Origin of the sequence: uncultured Apibacter sp. (assembly GCF_946479295.1) — a bacterium.
Taxonomy (GTDB): Bacteria; Bacteroidota; Bacteroidia; order Flavobacteriales; family Weeksellaceae; genus Apibacter.
Genome location: NZ_CAMLFD010000003.1, coordinates 17,374 through 41,193, shown reverse-complemented (window position 1 = coordinate 41,193; position 23,820 = coordinate 17,374). Strand labels below are relative to the sequence as shown.

At 28.8% G+C, this 23,820-nt stretch carries 19 protein-coding genes; 13 read left to right on the top strand and 6 right to left on the bottom strand.

The features are described from left to right. Positions 1-584 precede the first annotated feature (584 nt). From Q0T35_RS03910 to Q0T35_RS03900, 3 genes are all read left to right on the top strand, one after another. Positions 585-2,027, top strand: a complete 1,443-nt coding sequence (locus Q0T35_RS03910; protein WP_295841042.1) for a catalase — start codon at positions 585-587, stop codon at positions 2,025-2,027. 64 nt (positions 2,028-2,091) lie between these two features. Continuing rightward, a complete protein-coding gene (locus tag Q0T35_RS03905; RefSeq protein WP_295841041.1) occupies positions 2,092-2,571 on the top strand; it encodes an ankyrin repeat domain-containing protein in 480 nt (159 codons plus the stop codon). A 146-nt stretch (positions 2,572-2,717) separates the two neighbouring features. Then, positions 2,718-4,649, top strand: a complete 1,932-nt coding sequence (locus Q0T35_RS03900) for a site-specific recombinase Gcr (RefSeq protein ID WP_295841040.1) — start codon at positions 2,718-2,720, stop codon at positions 4,647-4,649. A 61-nt stretch (positions 4,650-4,710) separates the two neighbouring features. Here Q0T35_RS03900 and Q0T35_RS03895 read toward each other — a convergent pair whose 3' ends face one another. The 3 genes from Q0T35_RS03895 to ribA form a co-directional block, all read right to left on the bottom strand. Beyond that, positions 4,711-6,276 (bottom strand): S8 family serine peptidase, encoded by a 1,566-nt coding sequence (locus tag Q0T35_RS03895; RefSeq protein WP_295841038.1) that lies wholly within the window; start codon positions 6,274-6,276, stop codon positions 4,711-4,713. Between the two features lie 20 nt (positions 6,277-6,296). Further along, positions 6,297-7,541, bottom strand: a complete 1,245-nt coding sequence (gene pepT, locus Q0T35_RS03890) for a peptidase T (protein ID WP_295841036.1) — start codon at positions 7,539-7,541, stop codon at positions 6,297-6,299. Positions 7,542-7,887: 346 nt separating this feature from the next. After that, positions 7,888-8,475 (bottom strand): GTP cyclohydrolase II, encoded by a 588-nt coding sequence (ribA, locus tag Q0T35_RS03885; protein ID WP_295841034.1) that lies wholly within the window; start codon positions 8,473-8,475, stop codon positions 7,888-7,890. Between the two features lie 157 nt (positions 8,476-8,632). Between ribA and Q0T35_RS03880 the strand changes: the two genes are divergently transcribed. The 9 genes from Q0T35_RS03880 to Q0T35_RS03840 all read left to right on the top strand — a co-directional run bounded on the left by Q0T35_RS03880 (position 8,633) and on the right by Q0T35_RS03840 (position 19,760). Further along, a complete protein-coding gene (locus Q0T35_RS03880; RefSeq protein WP_295810892.1) occupies positions 8,633-9,814 on the top strand; it encodes a sigma-54 dependent transcriptional regulator in 1,182 nt (393 codons plus the stop codon). Positions 9,815-10,327: 513 nt separating this feature from the next. Then, entirely contained in the window at positions 10,328-11,860 is a 1,533-nt protein-coding gene (gene guaA / locus Q0T35_RS03875) for a glutamine-hydrolyzing GMP synthase (RefSeq protein ID WP_295810890.1), read from the top strand. 181 nt (positions 11,861-12,041) lie between these two features. After that, positions 12,042-13,103 (top strand): ATP-grasp domain-containing protein, encoded by a 1,062-nt coding sequence (locus Q0T35_RS03870; RefSeq protein WP_295841033.1) that lies wholly within the window; start codon positions 12,042-12,044, stop codon positions 13,101-13,103. Positions 13,104-13,175: 72 nt separating this feature from the next. Beyond that, the gene (locus Q0T35_RS03865; protein ID WP_295841031.1) at positions 13,176-13,829 is read left to right on the top strand and encodes a DUF2461 domain-containing protein; all 654 of its coding nucleotides are present in this window, start codon (positions 13,176-13,178) and stop codon (positions 13,827-13,829) included. A 222-nt stretch (positions 13,830-14,051) separates the two neighbouring features. Then, entirely contained in the window at positions 14,052-15,281 is a 1,230-nt protein-coding gene (locus Q0T35_RS03860; RefSeq protein ID WP_295841113.1) for an FtsX-like permease family protein, read from the top strand. Between the two features lie 2 nt (positions 15,282-15,283). Further along, positions 15,284-16,408, top strand: coding sequence for a DUF3810 domain-containing protein (locus Q0T35_RS03855; protein ID WP_295841029.1), 1,125 nt, complete (start codon positions 15,284-15,286; stop codon positions 16,406-16,408). 240 nt (positions 16,409-16,648) lie between these two features. Next, complete coding sequence (locus Q0T35_RS03850; protein ID WP_293918271.1) at positions 16,649-18,259, top strand: Ig-like domain-containing protein; 1,611 nt, start codon at positions 16,649-16,651, stop codon at positions 18,257-18,259. Between the two features lie 35 nt (positions 18,260-18,294). Beyond that, positions 18,295-18,744, top strand: coding sequence for a heme-binding domain-containing protein (locus Q0T35_RS03845; protein ID WP_295841028.1), 450 nt, complete (start codon positions 18,295-18,297; stop codon positions 18,742-18,744). Between the two features lie 95 nt (positions 18,745-18,839). After that, entirely contained in the window at positions 18,840-19,760 is a 921-nt protein-coding gene (locus Q0T35_RS03840; protein WP_293918275.1) for an LD-carboxypeptidase, read from the top strand. A 197-nt stretch (positions 19,761-19,957) separates the two neighbouring features. On the opposite strand, the gene Q0T35_RS03835 is transcribed toward Q0T35_RS03840, so the two are convergent. Beyond that, on the bottom strand, positions 19,958-20,377 hold the full coding sequence (locus Q0T35_RS03835) for a GtrA family protein (RefSeq protein WP_295810881.1): 420 nt from the start codon (positions 20,375-20,377) through the stop codon (positions 19,958-19,960). Positions 20,378-20,510: 133 nt separating this feature from the next. Here Q0T35_RS03835 and Q0T35_RS03830 point away from each other — a divergent pair, with 133 nt between their 5' ends. Then, complete coding sequence (locus Q0T35_RS03830; protein ID WP_295841027.1) at positions 20,511-21,599, top strand: agmatine deiminase family protein; 1,089 nt, start codon at positions 20,511-20,513, stop codon at positions 21,597-21,599. A 287-nt stretch (positions 21,600-21,886) separates the two neighbouring features. Here the strand turns inward: Q0T35_RS03830 and Q0T35_RS03825 are convergent, their stop codons facing one another. Then, complete coding sequence (locus Q0T35_RS03825) at positions 21,887-22,267, bottom strand: VOC family protein (RefSeq protein ID WP_295841026.1); 381 nt, start codon at positions 22,265-22,267, stop codon at positions 21,887-21,889. 143 nt (positions 22,268-22,410) lie between these two features. Continuing rightward, positions 22,411-23,805, bottom strand: coding sequence for an NADH-quinone oxidoreductase subunit N (locus Q0T35_RS03820; protein WP_295841024.1), 1,395 nt, complete (start codon positions 23,803-23,805; stop codon positions 22,411-22,413). Positions 23,806-23,820 lie beyond the last annotated feature (15 nt).

Sequence of the window (23,820 nt, the reverse complement as noted above, 5' to 3'; positions counted from 1 at the left end):
TAAACTAATTAGAAATAAATATAATCAAAAAACGACCTATAAAGTCGTTTTTTTTGTTGTTAATATAATAAATTTACTACCTTAAGTCCTCATTTTTTATTTAATTCAATAAATCTATGGCGTATATACATTTTTCAAAAATATATAATAATAAATTACATTTGAGTAAGAAAATTTGTTTATAATTTTCCATTTATTAACCAATTATAAAAGATATAACTCAAACATTTCGTTAAAAGATTTATTTATCTTAAAAATATACTTTTATAAGTATAAAATAAATATTTTTTTTTAATTATTGTAATTTGCTATTTTATTTTTAAAATCAATATAATTTATATGTTATATATTATAATATATCAATTATAGTAACTTTATTTTTTTATATACATAATGTGAATTTTTTAAAATAAAAATAAAATTAGATAATAATTTGCAATTTGGCATAGTAATAGCTATATTGCATGTAAATATTATATTATGAGAGATATTTATACTATATTAAAATCATTCAATGATTTTAAGTAAAGGTTTTATTAACACTCATATAAAAAAACTTTATTAAATAATTTAGAACAATTAGAATGAGCAACGAGAAGTTGACTACTACTGCCGGTAATCCGATAGCTAATAACCAAAAATCATTGACGGCAGGATTAAGAGGTCCGGTTCTTATGCAAGATTACCAGTTAATTGAAAAATTAGCTAATCAAAACAGAGAACGTATACCTGAGAGAGTAGTTCACGCTAAAGGTTGGGGGGCTTTCGGGACCTTTACAGTGACTCATGATATTACACGCTACACAAGAGCAAAGATTTTTTCTGAAATAGGAAAAAAAACCAGAATGTTGGCTCGTTTCTCAGTTGTTGCTGGTGAGTCTGGTGCTTCAGACCTTGATAGAGATGTTAGAGGCTTTGCCTTGAAATTTTATACTGAAGAGGGAAATTGGGATATGGTTGGAAATAATACTCCCGTATTCTTCATAAGAGACGGGTACAAATTTCCTGATTTTATACATACTCAGAAAAGGCACCCCAAAACTAATTTAAGATCAAGTGAAGCCATGTGGGACTTTTGGTCATTAACACCAGAGAGTTTACACCAAGTTACTATATTAATGTCAGATAGAGGTATCCCTAAAAGTCCTATGCATATGCATGGATTTAGTTCACATACTTTTTCGTTCTGGAATGATAAAGGGGAAAGATTTTGGTTTAAACTTCATTTTAAAACTCAGCAAGAAATAAAAAATTTAACTAATAAAGAAGCTGAAGAAATAACCGGAAAAACAAGAGAGTTTTATCAAGAACAACTATATGGAGCGATAGAAAAAGGTGATTTCCCAAAATGGACAGTATATGCCCAAATTATGCCTGAAGAAGATGCTTTAAAGACACCTTATAATCCTTTTGATTTAACTAAGGTCTGGCCTCATGCTGATTATCCATTAATTGAAATAGGAATTATGGAATTGAATGAGAATCCCAGCAATTATTTTCAATATATTGAAAATGCAGCATTTTCACCTTCAAATATAGTCCCTGGTATATCCTTTTCTCCGGATAAGGTACTACAAGCAAGAATATTCTCTTATGCAGATGCACATCGTTATCGATTAGGTACTCATTATGAATTATTACCTGCTAATCATGCTTTAGTAGAAAACAATCCGTATTATAAAGATGGACAAATGCGATTTTTTGAAAATTTAAATGAAAATCCTGACGCTTATTATGAACCCAATTCTAAAAATGGTCCAGTAGAAGATCGTTCGTTTCAAGAGCCACCTTATAAAATCCATGGAGATGTTGAGAGATATGAAGAAAATGATACATACGGTGATTTTAAGCAGCCCGGAGATCTTTTCAGATTATTTACAGAACAAGAAAAGCAAAGACTATTTAATAATATTAAGGATGCCATGCAGGGGGTGTCAAGAGAAATTATTGAAAGGCAATTAAAATTGTTTGATCAAGCAGATCCGGAGTACGGGAATGGAGTAAGAAAAGCATTAGGAATTATATAATTAATGATAAATTATTTAGGTCTGCCGAATAGAATTCGGCAGATTTTTTTTAATAAAATTTTATATGGGAACAAAGGAAATTTTATTTCAAGCAATAAGAGAATATGATTTAGATTTAATTACTAAAATTTTGAAAGAAGATATATCTTTATTAAACAGTAAAGACAACCGAGGATACAATCCTTTACTTTTAGCATCTTATTATGGATATGAAGATATAGTTGATTTCATATTAGAGTTAGATCCTATGATTGATGATAAAGATACTAGCGGAAATACGGCTTTGATGGGAGTGTGCTTTAAAGGATTTGAAAATATCGCAGTCAAATTAATTAATGCTGGAGCAAATGTTAATGAAACGAATAATTGCGGTGCTACGGCATTAATTTATGCAGCTTCTTTTAATAGACCTTCAATGGTTAAATTATTATTAGAAAGGGGAGCCGATCATACGATTGCAGATATTAGAGGTAATACGGCGACCTTGCATGCGAAAATACAAGGTTTGAAAGAAATTTTAGCTTTATTGGAAAAGATATATTAACTTTATAAATTCAATACGTTTATTTTAAATTATGCGACATTATATTTATAGAAAATATATAATGGTGTATAATATTAATCATTATTTAAGTTGAATGATAAAAAAATAATGTATAATGAGTCTTATAAGTTAGTTTGAAGATAAAGATGGAAGATAATTTAAAAAAGATATTAGATACACGAGAAGAGCGTAATATTCTACTGAGCATACTGAAATACGGAAGAAAAAATTTTGATAATTCAATTGATTTTATAGATCATATCACACAAATGCTCTATAAAAATCCTTCCATTAAAGAAAAATTTATTGAGCGCCTTGTTCCTTTATTCCGAAATATATATATGCAGAAGTTTATCACGGATTTCGGAATATTTACAAATGATAAACTAATATCTTTATTTTTTAGGCAAATCGGTAATAAAATATTACCACAAATCTCAGATGATCAAACATTGTTATCGTTAGCAAATGAAGTTCTTTATTCTAATGTTAATCACAATTTTTTGAAATTAATTCCTCTTGATCGTTGGCAAAAGTTTTATGAGGTTTTATTTAGTGACGATATTGTCATTTGCAATTGCGGATATGTAAAAAAACAGATAAGAGAAGGTGCCCTTATATTAATAGATAGAGTAGTGGGCGGAGCTGCTGATCCAGAAGTATTTAAAATGAGTTATATAAGGAATATAGAAGAAAATCCTTTTCAAAAATTAACGAGTCGCTTAATAAAAATATTACAAGACCATGAATTTATTGATTTAGATAAAATAAATGTTTTATGTGAACAAATAAAATTATGTAAAATCTACCTAGATAATATTATCGACCAAAAAGAAAGTAAAGGAATATCATTGGCCATTACAATAAAAGTAACCTGTTTAAGACAACAAATTGATCGTATACTTATTCTAATAAATGCATTGTATTTATTGGATAATAAGCCATTATCCTTGGCTATGGCTAATTTAACTAAAAAATTATTGGGAATATATTCTACAAAAAGTAGTGTCACAAATTCGTTTCAAAGCACTCTTTATGTGGTAACATCATTAGTAACGTGGCATAATAGACAAGCGGGAGAGAAATATATAACTAATACTTCAAAAGAATATATGCAAATGCTTTATTCGGCGATGGGAGGTGGATTTCTAGTTGCCATATTGTGTTTTATAAAGGCACAAATAGGCATGCATACCTATACACCATTCATTCAAGCATTATTATACAGCTTAAATTATTCTTGGGGTTTTGTCTCAATATATTTAATACATTGGACATTAGCAACTAAACAACCGGCAATGACTGCAGCAACATTAGCACATGCGTTAAATCAGGATGAAAAATCTGCCAGTGATTATAAAGAATTCGGGTTGTTATTTACACGTATATTTAGAAGTCAGTTTATCGCTTTTATAGGAAATGTATTTGCTGCATTTATTGTGGGCGTAGGTTTGTATTATTTGTTATCCTATTTTACGGGTATCGAATTAATAAATTTACATAAAGCGACAGATTTTCGTGATGAAGTAGTACATATGGATTATAAAATTTTTTGGTTTGCATCCATTGCTGGAATTTTCTTATTTATATCCGGTTTAATTTCCGGTATTACAGAAAATTATACTCGTTACCATAATATTCCGGAAAGACTTTATAATCATCCCTTATTAAAACGATTTATAAAAGAAAAAAGAAGAAGAAATTGGGTTAACTGGTACAATAATAAAATTGGAGGGATTTCAGGAAATGTATTTTTAGGTATATGTTTAGGCAGCGCTTTTTTAATAGGCAATTTTCTAGGAATACCTTTTGATATTCGTCACATCACATTCTCAGGAGGTAATTATGCAATGGCACTTTCCTATTTTAATTTTAATATTTCTTGTACGGACTTTATTTTAGGTTTTATAGGTATATTTGGAATTGGATTATGCAATTTTTTGGTAAGTTTTTCTTTATCATTATGGGTAGCTATGAAATCAGTTAATGTTCCTACTAAAGAAATGGGAAAAATCTTATATTCGGCTTTAAAACTATTTATTAGAAATCCTGCGCGTTTTTTCTTGCCAATTGATTAAAAAAAAGCAACTTTCAGAATTACTGTAAGTTGAAATTATAGTTAAGGGGGGGATTTCAATTTTATTTTATAATAATTATTTTTTTATTTGTTTTCTTTCCATTTTCAAGTTTAAAATGTATGTAATAAATTCCGGGATGAGGAATATAGAAATTTTCATTTATCAAGCCATTAATCTTTTTTGAAATAACAACTTGTCCTAACTCATTAAAAATGGTAATTTGTTTCGTATTAATTGGAAAATCACAACTAAAACTCTGTCTAGCAGGATTAGGATACACCCTTATCTTATTTTTATTAGATTCATTATCTTCATTTTTAATGTTACTGGAAAGTGCTCGATAGGCATTTATTCTTCCGTACCCATAGTATTTATCCCAACCTGGCGTGTCTTCAGAAGGATCTCCCATTTGATCATCGGCCGTTTTTTCAATAATTGATTTAATTTCAGAAGGAGTCCTCTTTGAATTTTGGGCTAATAACAAAGAAGCTAATCCGGAAACATGAGGTGTAGCTTGTGAAGTTCCACTCATGTAATATACTACATTTAAAAGATCGTTGTTTACCAAGCCGAAAATAACGTCTCCAGGAGCTACAACAGATATGTATTTACCATAATTACTACCTGAAAGTAGAACATTATAAAATGGATTCGAACGATTTGATTCAGCATTTATGGCACCTACTGCTATAACCCCGGGATAAGCTGCGGGGTAGTTTATTTTTTCATTGTTATCATTACCCATAGCAGCGACTACAACAACATTGTTTTTTAATGCTTTCTCAATAGCTTTACTCATAAGAATAGAATTTTCGTGCCCTCCCAAAGATAAATTTATAACTCTGGCACCATTGTCAACAGCATAATGTATCGCTTCACTAATATCAGTATTATAACCTTCTCCATTGTTGTCTAAGGTTTTTAATATCATTAATTTACAATTCCAATCTATCCCAGTATAGCTTAATTTGTTGTTAGCATGAGCACCAATAATTCCTGCTACGTTAATAGCATGATCATTTTTGGAAGATAAATCATTAGAATCCTCATTTTTAATAAAGTTTTTACCCTTTTTGATCCACAATCGATCTTTAATCTCAGGATGATTTACATTTAAACCGGTATCTATTATTGCTACTATAATTGAGTCATTTCCTGTTTCAATTTCCCAAGCTTTTTCTATATTAATATCTACTCCGTTTTTAGAGTGAAAATTTCTTAAAGCAGTAGAGATAAATCCATCATTATTTAACCCCCACTGATATCTGTAATTGGGATCATTAGGACTAATCACAGCTTGTTTAATTTGGTGGACTTGTGTTTTATAAATATAGTTTGGCTCTGCATACTCAATCTCTCCTGTTTTATAATATTCATCTATAATTTTCTGAATATTGGTTTCGCTTGAAAATTCAACGGTATATATGCTTGAATTATCTTTTTCACTGAGTATGATTTTCTCTATTTTATTGGATGAGAAGAGCTTATTTATTTTAGATATTCCTTTTGCTTGACTTATTTCTCCATTAGATTTATCTTTTAATTTAACGATGATTTTAGTAGGAGTTTGTCCTTTAATGTAAAGCAGTGATAATATAAAAAAAAGAACAAAATATGAATTTTTCATTTCGATTTTAAAAATAGTTTCTAATATATATTTTGAGATATCTCAATAATGACTTTTGTAGCCTTAATCATTGATTCAAGAGGAATAAATTCATATGGACCGTGAAAATTAAGTCCACCCGCAAAAATATTTGGACAAGGTAAACCCATATATGAAAGTTTAGAACCGTCAGTTCCTCCTCTAATAGCTTTTATATTTGGTTCAACACCTGCTTTCTCCATGGCATTTTTTGCAATATCAATGATAAACATTTTATCTTCTATTTTTTCACGCATGTTAAAATATTGATCTTCAATCTCAATTTTGAAAATTCCTTCCCCATATTTAGAGTTGAGCTGTTTAATAATATTCTTCATTTTTTCCTTACGTGATTCATATTTTTTTAAATCATGATCACGAATGATATACTGTAATTGAGCCTTTTCAACATTTCCGGTAATTTTTGTTAAATGATAAAATCCTTCATATCCCTCTGTGTTTGCAGGCGTTTCTAAAGGTAATGAATTAGAAAACTCAACCGCAAGTAATCCTGCATTAATCATTTTCCCTTTAGCTGATCCGGGATGAACGCTTTTTCCTGTTATAGTTATTACAGCAGCGCCGGCATTGAAATTTTCAAATTCGAGTTCTCCCACTTCTCCACCATCAACAGTATATGCCCATTTTGCGCCAAACTTTTTAACATTAAATAGATCGGCACCTTTTCCAATTTCTTCATCAGGAGTAAATCCTACAGCTATTCTTCCATGTTTAATATCATTGTGTTGTAGCAAATATTCTGCAGCCGTAACAATTTCGGCTATTCCGGCTTTATCGTCAGCTCCGAGTAAAGTTGTTCCGTCTGTAGTTATTATTGTTTCTCCGATGTGATCTTTAAGTTCCGGAAATTCGTTAACTCTTAATGTGAAACCTGTAATTTTATTCAAAATTAAATCTTCACCCTCATAATTTTCCCATATTTGCGGGTTTACATTTTCGCCTGAAAAATCAGGTGAAGTATCATAATGAGATATAAAACCGACAGTTGGCAAATCTTGAGAACTATTAGAAGGTACATAGCCCATTACATATCCATTTTCATCAATTGAAACATTTTCCAAGCCTATAGACAGTAATTCTTCATATAAATAATTAGCTATTTTCCACTGTCTTTCAGTACTTGGTATTTTATCAATACCTGGTTCACTAGTTGAGTGAAAACTTACATATTTTAAAAATCGATTAAGAAGTTTGTCTTTCCAAAGAGATGATAAATTTGTTGACATTAGATTATGATATAGTGATAATTTTATCAAATTTATAAAAAAATCTATTTGTTAGTAAATTATTTAATCTAAATATACATACCGTTAATCAAATCTTATAAATATGTTTTTAGATTGAATATTATATAAATGATGTAAAAAACAAAATAAGATTTCTTTAAATATGGAAAAAGAATAATTTTTATCTGTATTGAAGTGAATAATATAAATTATTTTCAAATAAAATTTATATATTATAAGTTTCTTATATTATTAATCCCCCAAAAATGGGATAATAAGCCTTAGTGTATATTCTAAGATCTATTTAATAAATAAGGAAATGAAAGTCTTTGAATGGAATAGATAGCTAAATATTATTCAGTAAATGGCCAAAGTAATCTTTTTTAGTTTTCAAATAATCCAGATTTTCTTTTTCAGGATTTATTTCTAGAGGTATTCTTTTTACTAATTTAATTGAACTTTCACTTATATAGGAAATTTTTTCGGGATTATTAGTTAATAAATTTATAGAAGTGATTCCTAAATCTTCTAATATTTCCACCGCAATTTTAAAATCTCTTGCATCTGCAGGAAAACCCAATTCAATATTTGCCTCTGCAGTATTGAGCCCTTTGTCTTGAAGATTATATGCCTTTAATTTATTGATGATGCCGATATTTCTTCCTTCTTGTCTTAAATAAAGAAGAATACCTCCATTTTCATGTATATATTTCATAGCTGCGTCAAGCTGCTTTCCACAGTCACATCTTTTAGAGTGAAATAAATCTCCAGTTATGCACTCAGAATGAATACGAATATTTACGGTTTGATTTAAGTTGGTATTCGCACTTATCATAGCTAGATGAGGCATCCAGTCATTTTCATTATCCGAGTAAGCTATTATTTGATATTGTCCCCATTCAGTGGGTAATTTTGCTTCCGCTTGTCTTTTCATCTTCATTATTTACAAAAAGCAAAATTAACATAATTATTAATATTAAAAATGCAGATTCCAAATTAATTCATTAATTAGAGTTCAAAATGACTAACTATATAGCAATCAATTTTTAACCTAAAAACAGTATCTTTGTATATATAAATAAATTAATTTTATGACTAAAATTTTAATTGTTGAGGATGAGGAAACTATACGAAGAGTATTAAAAAGCATACTTTTAGAAGAGGATAAAAAATTTGAGATAGACGAGGCTCAAGATGGATTAGAAGCTAAACAATTAATTGATAAAAATGAGTATGACTTGGTAATATGTGATATTAAAATGCCTAAGATGGACGGTGAAGAATTACTTTGTCAAGTAATGGAAGAAAAGCCGCTTTTACCTTTTATAATGATTTCAGGACATGGTACTATTGAGATTGCGGTAAATTGTATAAAGAAAGGTGCATTCGATTATATCTCTAAACCTCCCGATTTGGGTAGATTGTTGAGTGCCGTACGAAATGCATTAGATAAGAAAAATCTTATAAGTGAAAATCAAAAACTTTTTTCACAGAATAAAATTTTGAAGAAAAAAGTAAGCAAAAAATATGAGATGATCGGTAACTCTAAAAAACTTAGAGAAATTAAAGAAATGATTGAAAAAATTGCTTTAACTGATGCGAGAGTTCTCATAACAGGGCAAAACGGTACAGGAAAAGAATTAGTTGCCCATTCTATTCATGAAAAAAGTGAGAGAGCAGCTATGCCTATGGTAGAGGTTAACTGTGCGGCCATCCCTTCAGAATTAATTGAAAGCGAGCTTTTCGGCCATATGAAAGGCTCTTTTACAGGTGCAGTAAAAGATAAGCAAGGTAAATTTGAATTAGCTAATAAGGGTACTCTTTTTCTGGATGAGATAGGAGATATGAGCTTATCCGCTCAAGCTAAAGTACTGCGAGCTCTACAAGAAGGAAAAGTCTCCAGAGTAGGAAGTGATAGTGAAATTTCTGTAGATGTACGTGTACTTGCAGCTACTAATAAAAATTTAAAAGATGAGATAAAGGATGGTAGATTTAGAGAAGATTTATATCATCGATTATCAGTTATAGAGCTTAAAGTTCCTTCATTAAAAGATAGAATTGATGATATACCTATCTTAATCGAACATTTTTCGGAAATTATTGCAGAAGAATACGGATCTAAAGCTAAGAGATTCGATATAGAAGCGATTGATTTATTAAAAACCTTTGAGTGGACGGGTAATATTAGAGAACTTAGAAATGTGGTTGAAAGATTAATTATTTTAGGAGCTGATCCTATTACTAAAGAAGATGTGGAAAATTTTTGTAAATAACAGGTAATTAAACTAAAAAACTTTTAGCATACATAACACAAAAAACAGTTAAATTATTATTTTTTATAATTTATGAAAAAAGGAAATAAATTATTATAGTTTATTAAAAAAACATTTTATTTATTTAATTCTGATTACTAGAGGCTTCGTTAAAAAAAAAATTAATAGTTTGTTTATAAAATGTTAAAATAGCTAAGTCATTTTTTTAAAAGAAAAAATAAGTTTATATTTATAAATTATGTTAATTTTTATTTGAAAAATAAAAATATGTTATAAAACTATACAAGCATATTATAAAAAAACGATATGAAAATTTTTTAAATTTGTAAGATTAAAAAGTTACAACTTTATTTATAATTAAAGTCGATGCTTAGATTAAGTAATGTAAACTCTTAATAATTATTTTGATTTTTATTTGCAAGAATAAATTTGCAATTAATGTATACAGATTATAAGATTTCCTAGTTAATAAAACGTCGACATAAACATACAATTTTATATATACGATACTTGATGAAAAATGGAATTATCATTTTGGATTTTGGTTCACAATATAATCAATTGATTGGACGGCGAATCCGAGAATTTGGTGTATACACGGAAATTTTGCCTTATTATGCTCCACTAGATGAAATACTATCTCATCAACCCAAGGGGATAATACTTTCGGGAGGTCCTTCTTCGGTAAATTCTGAGAAAGCTCATTTGGTGGAAGAACAATTATTTGAACAAAATATACCGATTTTGGGTATCTGCTATGGGATGCAGCTAACGGCTAAACTTTTAGGAGGTGTTGTATCTGAAGGAACAAAAGGTGAATATGGAAAATCTGAATTTACAATTGTTAAAGATAACGTTTTACTTTCTAATCTTCCACAAACTTCCATAGTTTGGATGAGTCATTTTGATGAAGTAACGGTGTTGCCTGATGGTTTTGAACTTATCGGAACTTCAACTAATTCTATGGCAGGTATGGCAAACGATCTAAAAAAGATATATACTGTTCAATTCCATCCGGAGGTTTCTCATACTGAATACGGAGAGCAAATTTTAAAAAACTTTGTTTTTAGTATATGTGGATGTACTAAAAATTGGGAAATTTCGAATTTCATTGAAACTGAAGTAAAAAAGATAAGAGAAAAAGTAGGAAATAAAAAAGTAATGCTTGGTCTTTCGGGAGGTGTGGATTCATCTGTTGCAGCAGTTCTAATACATAAAGCAATCGGAGATCAATTAAACTGTATTTTCGTTGATACGGGTTTATTACGCAAAAATGAAGCAGAGAAAGTGATGCAAGTTTATGGTGAGCATTTTAATATGAACATAAAAAAAATCAATGCTGAAGAAAGATTCTTCTTTAAACTTAAAGGAGTAGATGAACCCGAAAGGAAAAGAAAAATTATAGGCAATGAATTTATAAGGGTTTTTGAAGAAGAAGCCTTTAAATTGGAAAATATTGATTTTTTGGCACAAGGGACTATTTATCCGGATGTTATCGAATCCCAGTCAGTAAAAGGTCCTTCAGCCGTTATTAAATCTCATCATAATGTAGGTGGACTACCTGATGAGCTTAAATTAGAATTATTGGAGCCTTTGCGAGAATTATTTAAAGATGAAGTTAGAAAAGTAGGGATAGAATTAGGAATTCCTAAAGAGTTGGTATATCGCCATCCATTCCCGGGACCTGGTTTAGGTATTCGAGTAATAGGTGAAGTAACGGAAGAAAAAGTAAAAATACTACAAGAAGCTGATGATATATTCATTGAAGAATTATGTAACCATGATTTATATAATAAAGTGAGTCAGGCATTTGTAGTTCTATTGCCTGTAAAATCCGTTGGAGTAATGGGAGATGAAAGAACTTATGAATATACGGCAGTAATTCGTTCTGCAAATACCACTGATTTTATGACTGCTACCTGGTCTAAATTTTCTTACGAATTTTTAGAATTAGTTTCGAATCGTATAATAAACGAGGTAAAAGGTATCAACAGGGTCGCTTATGATATTTCATCTAAACCCCCTGCCACAATTGAATGGGAATAAGAATTATTAATATAAAATCCTGGATAATTAGATTCAGGATTTTTTTATATTTTACAATATTTTTAATGACAATTATATCTATATTAATGTAGAATGATATCTATATGAAAAAAATATTTTAAAATTTAGAGTTCTATGTGAAAAATTCTAAAAATCAAATAAAATATGAATAGAGATAATTATGAAAAATTTAAAAATAGCCATCTTATATCAGGCAAATAATCCTCCATTAGTGGATGGAATTTATAAGCCGATGAAACCTGGCGGATATTCAGACAGTGGAGCAGATATAGCTTTTGCTTTATATAAAGATTCCTTTCCCATTATAACTCCGGTAAAATTTCCTAATATTACTGTTGATATGGATTGGGTATTTCCGGATACCGAAGAAGGTATAAATCATGCTATTAATAAAGGAGCAGAGTTGCTATGGCTGAATACAGTATTATATAAGGGACATCCAATTGAAAAATTTTTTTCTAAAAATATAGGTTTTATTGGTCAGTGTCCTAATAGAGTTGATAGGTATGATAATAAAATTATCACTAATGAATTACTAAAAGATAATGGAATACCTGTTCCCGATTTTTTATTATTAAACGAGGTGAAAAAAATAAACTTAAATTTTAATTTTTCATATCCCATACTATTGAAACCGGTTCGAGGTAGGGGAAGTCAGGGAGTGATAAAAATAGATTCCGGTAAAGAATTATGCGAATGTCTCCAACAAAATCAGAAAACATATTCAAAAGATCATTCGTTTTACATTGAAAAATATTTATCTGGAAAGGAATTAACGATTACTGTAATGCCTCCAGGAAAATATAGATTTGGTAACCAATATAAAATTATGTCAGATTATTGGAGTCTTCCTCCGGTCAGGAGATTTAATCATATCAATGGAATTGTTCCCTATAATGGAACAGTTGCTGTGGTGAAAAATAGTGAAGTTTTAAATAAAGATGAGATTAAGAATAAAAAAATTAAAGAGTTATTTTCTCATTGTGAAAAAGCTGCATCTTTAGTAAAAGCTAAAGCTCCTATTAGAATAGACTGCCGATCAGATGAAAATAGTGATTATTATTTATTTGATTTAAATATGAAGCCAAATATGACAGGAAATGTTAGACCACATAGAAAAAACCAGATAAGCCTTACGGGTATTGCTGCTCAAAGCATAGGATGGGCTTATCAGGATTTATTATTTAATATGATGAATCAATATTGGTACGCAAATAAATAGAATATATATCATAAATTAAAATTAAATATAAGGTAAAACTCTATATTTATAACATTAGTAAATAAGAATATTATGTTACAAAAAGAAACTTTAAATTTCTTATCGGAATTAGAAAAAAATAATAATAGGGAATGGTTTGCAGAAAATAAAAGTTGGTATGAAAATTCTCGTAATGATTTTGAGCATTTAGTATCTGAGCTTATTCAATCAATGGCTCAAATAGATTTACAAATAAAATATTTAAATCCCAAAAAGTGCATATTTAGAATTTATAGAGATATTCGATTTTCTAAAGATAAAACACCTTATAAAACTCACTTTGGTGCAGTTTTAAATGAAAAAAAGGGTTGCGGTTATTATATACATATCCAGCCGGGAAATAGTTTTCTGACCTGTGGGTATTATGATCTAACATCTAGCCAGCTAAAAAATATACGAAAAGGAATCTATGAAGACTATGAGTCCTTTCAAAATATCATTTCTGAAAAAACATTTAAAAAAGAAATAGGGGATTTGTCACAAGATGATACGAAGCTAAAAAGGATTCCTAACGGTTTTGATAAGGATAGTCCTGCTGCCGAATATTTAAAATTAAAAAATTTTTACGTTATCAAAAATCTACCTCAGGAAAAATTATTTAGTAATGATTTTATAGCATATGCTACACATATCTATACATTAATGCAACCCTTCTATGAATACCTTGAGGAATTTGCTCGCGATTGATTATTTTTTTATTCAAACGAATCTAATTTAGCTAATTATAGGAGTATTTGTTGATAATTAATTAAAATTTTTAAGGGCGATTGGAAGGTTGGCACTAGGTGTGAAATATTTTTTATAATCAAAAAATAATAATGCATTATATAATGCTCTCAAAAATAATCAAATAGAGTAAAAAAGGTAATAATAATAAACAATTGAGTATATTTGAAAAAAATATTCGAGTTGAACTTTACCTGGTTTATATCCAAGAAAATTGCTTTATCTAAAAGCAATAAAAACAACCTATCTCAAACTATAATTCGTATAGGTCAAACAGCTATAGCCATAGGAATTATTGTTTCTGTTATAACAATGGCTATAGGATTTGGCTCAAAAAAAGCAATTAAACAAAAAATGGCCGATTTTAACGGCCATGTAACTATTAGAAGTTTCGACAGTAACAATTCCTTTAATAGTTCAAAATTAAATAAAAGTAATGTTTTATTACAGAAAATAAAGGAAGATCCCGATGTTTCCAACGTTCAAGCATATGCTACAAGAAGTGGAGTTATTAGGACAGAATCAAGTTTTGCCGGAGTAATATTAAAAGGAGTTTCAGATGATTTTGATCGAAATCGATTTAAAGAATTTATGATTAAAGGAGATATTCCTAACTATTCTAAAGATTCAATAAGTAATGATGTAATATTGTCTGAAAAAATAGCAAAAGAAATGAAACTTGATATTGATTCTTCTTTTGTAATGTTTTTCGTAAGAGAAAATACAACTCCAATATATAGACGTTTTATTGTAAAAGGTATTTTTAGAACGGATATTAAGCAAATTGATGATGTTTTTTTAATAGGAGACATACAACATATACAGAAATTAAATCATTGGAATCCTGAAGATATTGGAGGATATGATATTTTTACTAAAGATATTGAGGATTTGGATCATGTTTTTCCTGAAATAGAGGAATGTGCCGGATTTAATAATTATGCAGAAAAGGCTACAACTACCTTTTCGCAGATAAATGATTGGATTCGAATTTTTGACACAAACATATTTATTATTATGTCTATAATGATGATAGTTGTTGGTATCAATATAATAATGGTGTTACTTATCTTAATTATTGAGCGAACAAATTCTATAGGAATGTTGAAAACCCTGGGAGCTTCCAACAAACAGATTAGAAGTATATTTATAAATTATACTCTTTTTATTATGATTCCCGGTTTACTGATAGGAAATTGTATTGCTATTGCATTGCTATATATTCAAAAATATTTTGGGGTTGTAAAGTTAGATCCGGATAATTATTATGTAAGTTCTGTGCCTGTTTATATAAATTTCAGCTATATTTTTTTAATTTCTTTGGCAACCTTAGTCATCAGTGGAGTCGTATTGTTGTTACCTTCCTTTATAATTTCTAAAATGACTCCAATAAGATCTATAAAATTTCAATAAACATGTTAGTTAAAAAAAAAATAAAAGTAAGTATAAACGGTTTATTGTCTTCACTTTTATTACAATTTTTCCTATTTCAAGTGTTGAAAATGAGTTTAAAATCAACTAATAGTTGGTATTTTCATTTTGTCATAAAAGTTAAGCATATATTAAATACAATTTTTGGAATCACATCTTTTTCTATAGGAGATTATTTGTATATTTTTTTGTCGGCACTTATCATAATTTGGCTTCTACTTGCATTCATAAATTTTATTAAAAAAAATAAGGATAAAATAACCTCTTATTTTATTAAAATTTTGTTTCTTTTAAACATTTTGTATGGATGGTTTATGCTTTCCTTTGGCCTATTATATAATTTTAAAACCTTTATACAATTTGAAAATCCTCAAGAAAAATTTTTTTTAAACGATTATAAAATAGTTGCGAAACATTTATTTAATGAATGTTTGAAGTTAAAAGAAGAAGTATCCAATAATAAAAAGGGAGAATTTACTGTAGATCGTTACAAAATGATTAGAGAAATTAATATAGAACAAAATGCTTTTTATGGAATATCCAGACAAAAAGAAAATGTAAAGGTATCTTTATTCAATCCCATTATGAATAAGTTAGGTATATTAGGTTATTATAACCCATTTACCGGAGAAGCACAGGTAGCAAAAGGAATTCCAGATACATCAGTTCCCTTTACTATAGCACATGAAATGGGACATCAGGCAGGAGTAGCAAGGGAGGACGAAGCTAATTTTTACGCCTTTTATATGGGAGAGTCTTCTCTTAATAAAGATTTTCAATATAGTGTTAAATACAAAGCTCTAAACTATTTATTGAGAGAAATATACGTGAATGATTCTGCCTATGTACATATAATTATAAAAAATTATTCCGAAGGAATGAAAATGGACCGAGAGAAAGAAAAAAAATATTATTTAAGAATGTCGAGGGGAGGATCTGATGTATTTTCATATATCAATAATATTTATCTTAAATCAAATTCGCAAAAAGAAGGAATTATTGCTTATAATAATGTTTCAAAAATGATTGTCAGCTTTTATAAAAATCAATATCCGTCTCTTTTTGAAGAAGAAAATCCAATTTATGGAAAGGATTTTAAAATGGAATAATTTTTATATATTATAAACGTAGCTGTAAAATAAATTAAATAATTATTCCATGAATAAAATCTAAATGATGAAATACAGTAGAAAACCTAATATCAATTTATAATTATCTTTTTCATTACTGCTATCTTGATTACTTTAATCAATAATAAACGGGAAATAAGATGAAGATAAAATAAGAAATAACTAATAGAATGGTTACAATAAGTATATTTGTAAACACTATACTAAACTTTGTTTTATATGTATAAAATAATTAAATTTTTAGTACTAAGCAGCCTAATAGTTTCATGTGCAAGGGTAGGCTCACCAAGTGGAGGAGCGAAAGATATTACCCCTCCTAAATTTATAAGCTCAAAGCCCGATACCTTAGCGACCCGTGTTAATCCAGCAATTAAAGAAATTGTTGTAAATTTCGATGAATATGTACTACTTAAAGATATAGCACAACAAGTGATCATATCTCCATCTCCCAGAATTACTCCCTCTATAACACCGTTAAGCACAGCAAGAAAATATGTCACCGTTCGTTTTTTTGAGCCTTTATTGGAGAATACGACATATACTATAAATTTCGGATCAAGCATTCAAGATAATAACGAAGGAAATAAATTAGATAACTTTTCTTTCACTTTTTCAACAGGAGATAAAATTGACAGTCTTCAAGTTAACGGAAATGTTAAACAAAGTTTAAAAAGAGAGCTGGTAGAACCAATTATAATTTCATTATATAAAGTTGATAAAGATAAATCAGGTAAAGATTCAATTAATTTAAAAAATAAGCCTTATTATATATCAAGAGTTGATTCTTTAGGAAATTTTAAATTGGATCATCTTCATGAAGGTAAATTTCGATTGTTAGCCTTTAATGATTTAAATTCTAATCTAATTCCCGATACCGAAAAGGAAATTATTGGGTTTTATCCTGAATATATTTCTCCGGGGAAGGATATGAGATACGATATTGTTCTCTCTCCGGCAAAAGAAGTATATAAAGTTTTAGGAGCTGAACAAGATGGGCAAGGCTCTATAAAAGTGAAATTAAAAGGAAATCCCGATAAGTTATCATTGACTCCTATAGATCCGTCAATAACTTCCTATAAAGTACAGCACCAACCTTTCTCTGATAGTTTGTATTTCTATTTTAATAGTAATGAAATAAAGAAAACAGAAAAGAAGTTTAGAGTAAAATTATTATTAAAAAATAATCAAAAAGCTGATACGATTAATCTATTATACGATAATACGCTGAAATCAGATCTAGCTTTGTCACCTGTTGAAAAAGAAATTACACCTACCTCCTCATATTTAACGTTAAAATCGTCTAATTTTATTAAGTTAATCGATAAAAATAAAATAGAAGTATCTAAAAATAAACAACCTATAGATTTTAGTTCACAAATAGACTCTCTAAACGCTAAACAACTTATCATTAAATTTCCGGTTTCTTACGACACAGAATATAAAGTTACCTTGAAAGACGGTGCATGTAAAGATTTTCTAGATCAAAAAAACAAGGATACATTATCATATATTATTAAAACTAAAAGACAGAATGAATTTGGAAATTTAAAAATTCAATTAAAAAATAAACCAAGCTCAAAATTTTTCTTTCAACTTTTAAATGAAAAATATGATATTCTGGAAAATATATATGGTTCAGAGGATACTTTTACTTTTCAAAATTTGAATCCAGGTAAATATTTGATTCGCATTTTGGTTGATGAAAATAACAACGGTGTTTGGGATAAGGCAGATGTCGATATTTTTAAACCGGCTGAACCCACTTATTTATATCCAAATATGATAGATGTTAGACCATTATGGAATATAAATGAGGTATGGATACTATAATTTAAGAAATTTCTTATTTTATTGACTAAATACACATGAAAAAAATTTTAATATATGCTATCATAGTTTTTTTTATAATACAATTTATTCGAATAAATAAAGATAATCCTCCAGTAAAAAAAGAAATGGATTATACTTATATTACTAAGGCACCTTCTGAAGTGAAAGCGATTTTGAAAAAAGCATGTTATGATTGTCATTCTAATGAAATAAATTATCCTGGGTATGCGAATATTGCTCCTATTTCTTGGTATATTAAAGAACATATCAATCAAGGCAAAGAATATGTTAATTTTTCAGAATATGGTAATTATAATCAGTATCAAAAAGAACATATAAACTCAGCATTACATAGGGTAATTGAAAATAAATCAATGCCATTGTCCAGTTATATATGGATGCATAAAGAAGCTAATTTATCCCATGAAGAAAATAGAATTCTCTTACAATGGTTTAGTTCACTTCATATTAATAATAAACAATAAATGCATGCATTTTGTATTTAAACCTATAATAATAAAGTAAGTGTTGGAAATACGTTTAAATTTAAAGAAGAGCCATGCATATATATCATAGATTTATGAAATCAATAAATGAGGGAGATACATTATTAATTGTAGCTCCGGCAGGAACAGTAAAAAAAGAAGATATTCAATCGGCAATAGATTTAATTAGCGCACAAGGATGGAACTATGAAATAGGTAAAAATACATTTAATCATTATTACTTTGGATATAATTATTCAGGTACAGTTAAAGAAAGATTGGAGGATTTACAATGGGCACTGGATCATCCTACAGCAAAGGCGATATGGTTTGCAAGAGGTGGATATGGAGGAGTACAAATAGTTGATTTTTTAAAATTAAATAAATTTAAAGAAAATCCTAAATGGTTAATAGGATATTCAGATAATACGGTCTTTCATCAGCATTTTAACAGGAGAGGTATCCCCACGTTACATGCTACAGTATGCAAACCCTTGCCTGAAGGTCATTCAGAAGAGACCTATACAACAATGATTGAAGCATTGAAAGGCAATGTATTGCATTATGAAATTGATACTCATTCCTTTAATAAGGAAGGAAAAGTTGAAGGAATTATTACCGGAGGAAATTTATCGATTTTATATAGCTTATTGGGAAGTCGATCTTTGGATCATTTTGAAGATAAAATATTATTTATTGAAGATTGGCATGAAAACTATTACCATATTGATAGAATGATAATTGGAATGAAAAGGGCGGGAGTACTCAATAAAATTAAAGGGTTGTTAGTAGGGGCATTCACTAAAATGGATTCTAAAGATGAGAATAAATTTTATAATGATCCCTATGATGAGGAAGCTTATAGTGTTATATCTTCCAGATTTCAAAAGTATAATATCCCCATGGCATTTGGTTTTCCGAGTGGTCATGTTTTTGATACACGTGCTATTATAATGGGGGGGAAGTCCTTGCTGGAAATTAATAAAGATAATGTGAAGCTTAGTATTGAAATCTAAGTAAAATAAGCATGTATTAAATTTAGTTTTATATAACTTAGAAGTCCTTAATCATATAGCGAGACAGAATAATTATCTAATGTTATTTCTTAGTGAAAGATGTTTGTAAAAGAACATTTAATTTAATTAATAAACTTATCAAAGTTTATAAAAGCTATATTTTTTTGAAAAAATAAGCGTGTATTATAATCAAATTGTTAATTTGAAAAGACTAATTTCTTTTTTGCAATATAGTTTATTAAAGAAATTGCAAAAATTGCAGCGGCTTTACAGAAAACAATATCACCCATAGTATAAAAATATAGGTTAATAGGTTTATGTATAAAATAATGAAATATTGCGAAAGCTCCCCAACTCATAAACATAGTAATTATGGAAAGTGAAATAAAAAGCATAAATTCCTTTTTTTTGGAATGTTTGCCCCGTTCAAAAACATAGCGAATACTAAAAAAATAATTACTTAAAATACCTGCGCCGGTAGATAATAGATTGGATAATGGATATGCGTTGGATTTATTTTCAAAAGAAAAAAAACTAGGCAGCATATTAGGGGAACATAAAATTTTCATAAATAAAATTTCAATTACTGCACTTAAAGCTCCTGCTATAAAAAACAAAATCAATTGTTTTTTGTGCTTTTTTATGGAAGTGATCACTTATAATTTATTAAAATTTTTTACAAAAATAGATTAATTTTTTTTATTTGAGTAATTTTGAAATAAATATTTAAAGAATTAAACATGTAACTATATGTCAGATAAAGATTATATGAAATATACACCTCAAGAGTTTAAAAATAAAACACCTAAGGAATTGGGATTTTTTTTTCCTGCGGAATTTTATCCGCATAAATCTACATGGTTATCTTGGCCACATAAAGAATTATCCTGGCCAGGAAAAATTGAAAAAATTTATGAGCCCTATGCGAAGTTTATAGCTGAACTTTCAAAAGGAGAGGAGGTTAATATAAATGTTGGTAGCATTGAAATGAAAGAGTTTGCTATGGGGTATATTGAGAAAACGAATGCAGATCTTGATAAAATCAATTTTTACATACACCCAACCAATGATGCTTGGTGTCGCGACCATGGACCTGCATTTGTAATAAATCCCAATTCATTAGAACATAAAAAAGCTTTAGTTAATTGGAATTATAATGCTTGGGGAAATAAATATCCTCCTTATGATCTTGATAATGAAATACCGTTACATATAGCAAAAGAGGAGAGATTGCCAATATTTAATCCGGGAATAGTTATGGAAGGAGGATCAGTTGAATTTAACGGTAAAGGCACCGTTCTAACGTCAACATCTTGTCTTTTGAATATAAATAGAAATCCTCATCTAACTCAAGAGGAAATAGAAGAATATCTGAAAAATTATTATGGAGTAGAACAAGTTCTTTGGGTTGATGAAGGAATTGTTGGTGATGACACAGATGGACATATTGATGATACTGTTCGTTTTGTAAACGAGAATACAGTTCTTGCTGTGGTAGAAACTAATAAAGACGATGAAAATTATGAATTATTGCAGCATAACTTAAAGCAATTGAAAGCAATGAAGTTTTTAAATGGTACCCCATTGAATGTAATTGAACTGCCTATGCCGGAACCTGTCTATTTTGATGGATGTCGATTACCAGCTTCATATGCTAATTTTTATATAGCCAATAAATCTGTAATTGTACCTATTTTTAATTGCAAAAATGACGAAATAGCACTTACCATTATAAAAAAATGTTTTCCTGATAGAAATGTGATTGGGATTGATTCAACAGATATAATATGGGGACTAGGAAGTTTTCATTGCTTGAGTCAACAAGAGCCTGCAATATAAGCACGGTATATGAAGAGGCATTACATGAATTAAAAGCTAATTTTTAATGTGTTTATGTAATAAAAATAATTCGAATAAATCATATAAGGATAAAAGTCGCACTAATGTTCGACTTTTATTTTTTAATTAAAGTGTAATAATCTTATATTTTAAGATTATTACACTTTAATAATACTTTTATAATTTATAAGAATTCTTGTGATTATTTAACAAAGAATCTATTTATAGATAGTTTTTTTGCTTTAATTAATCAACAGTTAATTAAAAGCTTCGTTTGGATTTTATACTTAGTTACAGTAATTTGATAATTCAACAAGGTTACCGTCAGGGTCTCTTATATATAAACTCTTAATTTCGCCTTGCGACCCATGTCTTTTTACAATATCTTCTATGATTGGATATTCTTTTTTTTCAATCTCTTCTTTTACTAACTCAATCTCTTCTTTTACGATCAAACAATAGTCTTGACTTCCGTATTCCACATGTAAAGCAGCAGGTTGAAACTCACCCTTCTTTAAATGGATATTAATTTTCTGATTACCAAATATAAATGCATGTCGCCCCTTATTTTCTACATGTTTCATGCCGAGAAGATCCTTATAAAATGCAATGCTCTTCTCTAAGTTTTTAGTAGTTATAACAAAATGGTCTATTTTTTTAATTTTCATTTTTTCTTGTCTTTTATTAAAATATAAATTAGGGCAGCTTACTAAATCGATTTAGTAATCAGTCAAAACCAAAACCTCTATAAAAAATGTAATAACTTCTAAAAAAATCTGTGAAAAATATTTACCTATTTTATTACTAACGATTAATTAGTAAATGCTAAACAGGTAAAAACAGGTTCAGGATATACTCCTAAAAGAATAATTAAAATAACAATTACAATAGCTACAACATTATAAATAAATGGAGCTTTTTTAGCATTTTGTAATTCCTCGTATTCAGGCTTGAAATACATGGCTATTATTAATTTAAGGTAATAGCCAATACTAATTGCAGAACCTATTATTGCAATAATAACTAAAGTAGGCTGTGTATACAAGGCTTGCGAAAATAAAGTAAATTTGGCAATGAAACCGGATGTCAATGGTATTCCTGCCATAGAAAGCAGAGAAAGAGTGGTTACCAAGGCTAAAATAGGTTGTTTTTTTGCTAAACCATTAAAAGCGTTAATATCCGTAATTCCGTGAGAAATTCTTTCAATATAAATAAGGCTAATAAAAGCACCTACTGTAGAAAGCGAATAAGCTAGTAGGTAAAATGCTAAAGTATATATAGAATTAGCATCGGTATTAAAATAAATAAGTAATAGATATCCGGCATGTGAAATACTGGAGTAAGCCAACATTCTTTTTGCATTTTTTTGTAAAACACCCACAATATTTGCCGATAATAAAGTTAAAATCGCTGCATAGAATATGATATATTGCCATTGGTTTAATTGACCAATGAAAGCTGTTTCAACTAATTTATATAAAGCTACAAACCCGGAAATTTTTACCACAGATGCCATAAAAGCTGTGATTAATGAAGGAGATCCTTCGTATACATCCGGCGCCCAAAAATGAAAAGGTACTATAGATATTTTAAATAATAATCCTATTAATAGCAAAATAATACCGGTTATGTAAATGGTTGGATAATGAGTGGTTTGGATACTATATAAACGTATAGTTTGAAGATCAAATGAACTGGTAATGCCATAGATTAAAGTGATTCCGAATAGTAAAAATCCTGTGGCAAAAGCTCCTAAAAGAAAATACTTAATAGATGCCTCATTTGAACGCAAATCATTTTTATTACTTCCAGCTAAAACATACAACGGTATAGATAATATTTCGATTCCTAAAAATAAGGTAATTAAATTTTGATATGAGAATAATACAATTCCACCGCATAAAGCAAAAAGCAATAAACTATACACTTCTGCCTGATGATGGTCTATAAGACGGAAAGCATATTTTCCTAAGAAAACGATTAATAACGTGGTTATTAACGATATTTGAGTAAATATCTTTGCCGTTTGGTCAAACGCAAACATAGAAGCGTATCTTGTGAAGAAAGGAAAATCTCCGTAAAAAGAAGTTATTAAAGCAATAAGTAGCCCTATAATTGCAAATGGTTGTGAATATTTTCCATGTCCGAAAACTCCTGAATAAAGACTAAGGATGGCTGCTGCGAAAATAATGATGATAATGCTCATTATATTTTTAGTATA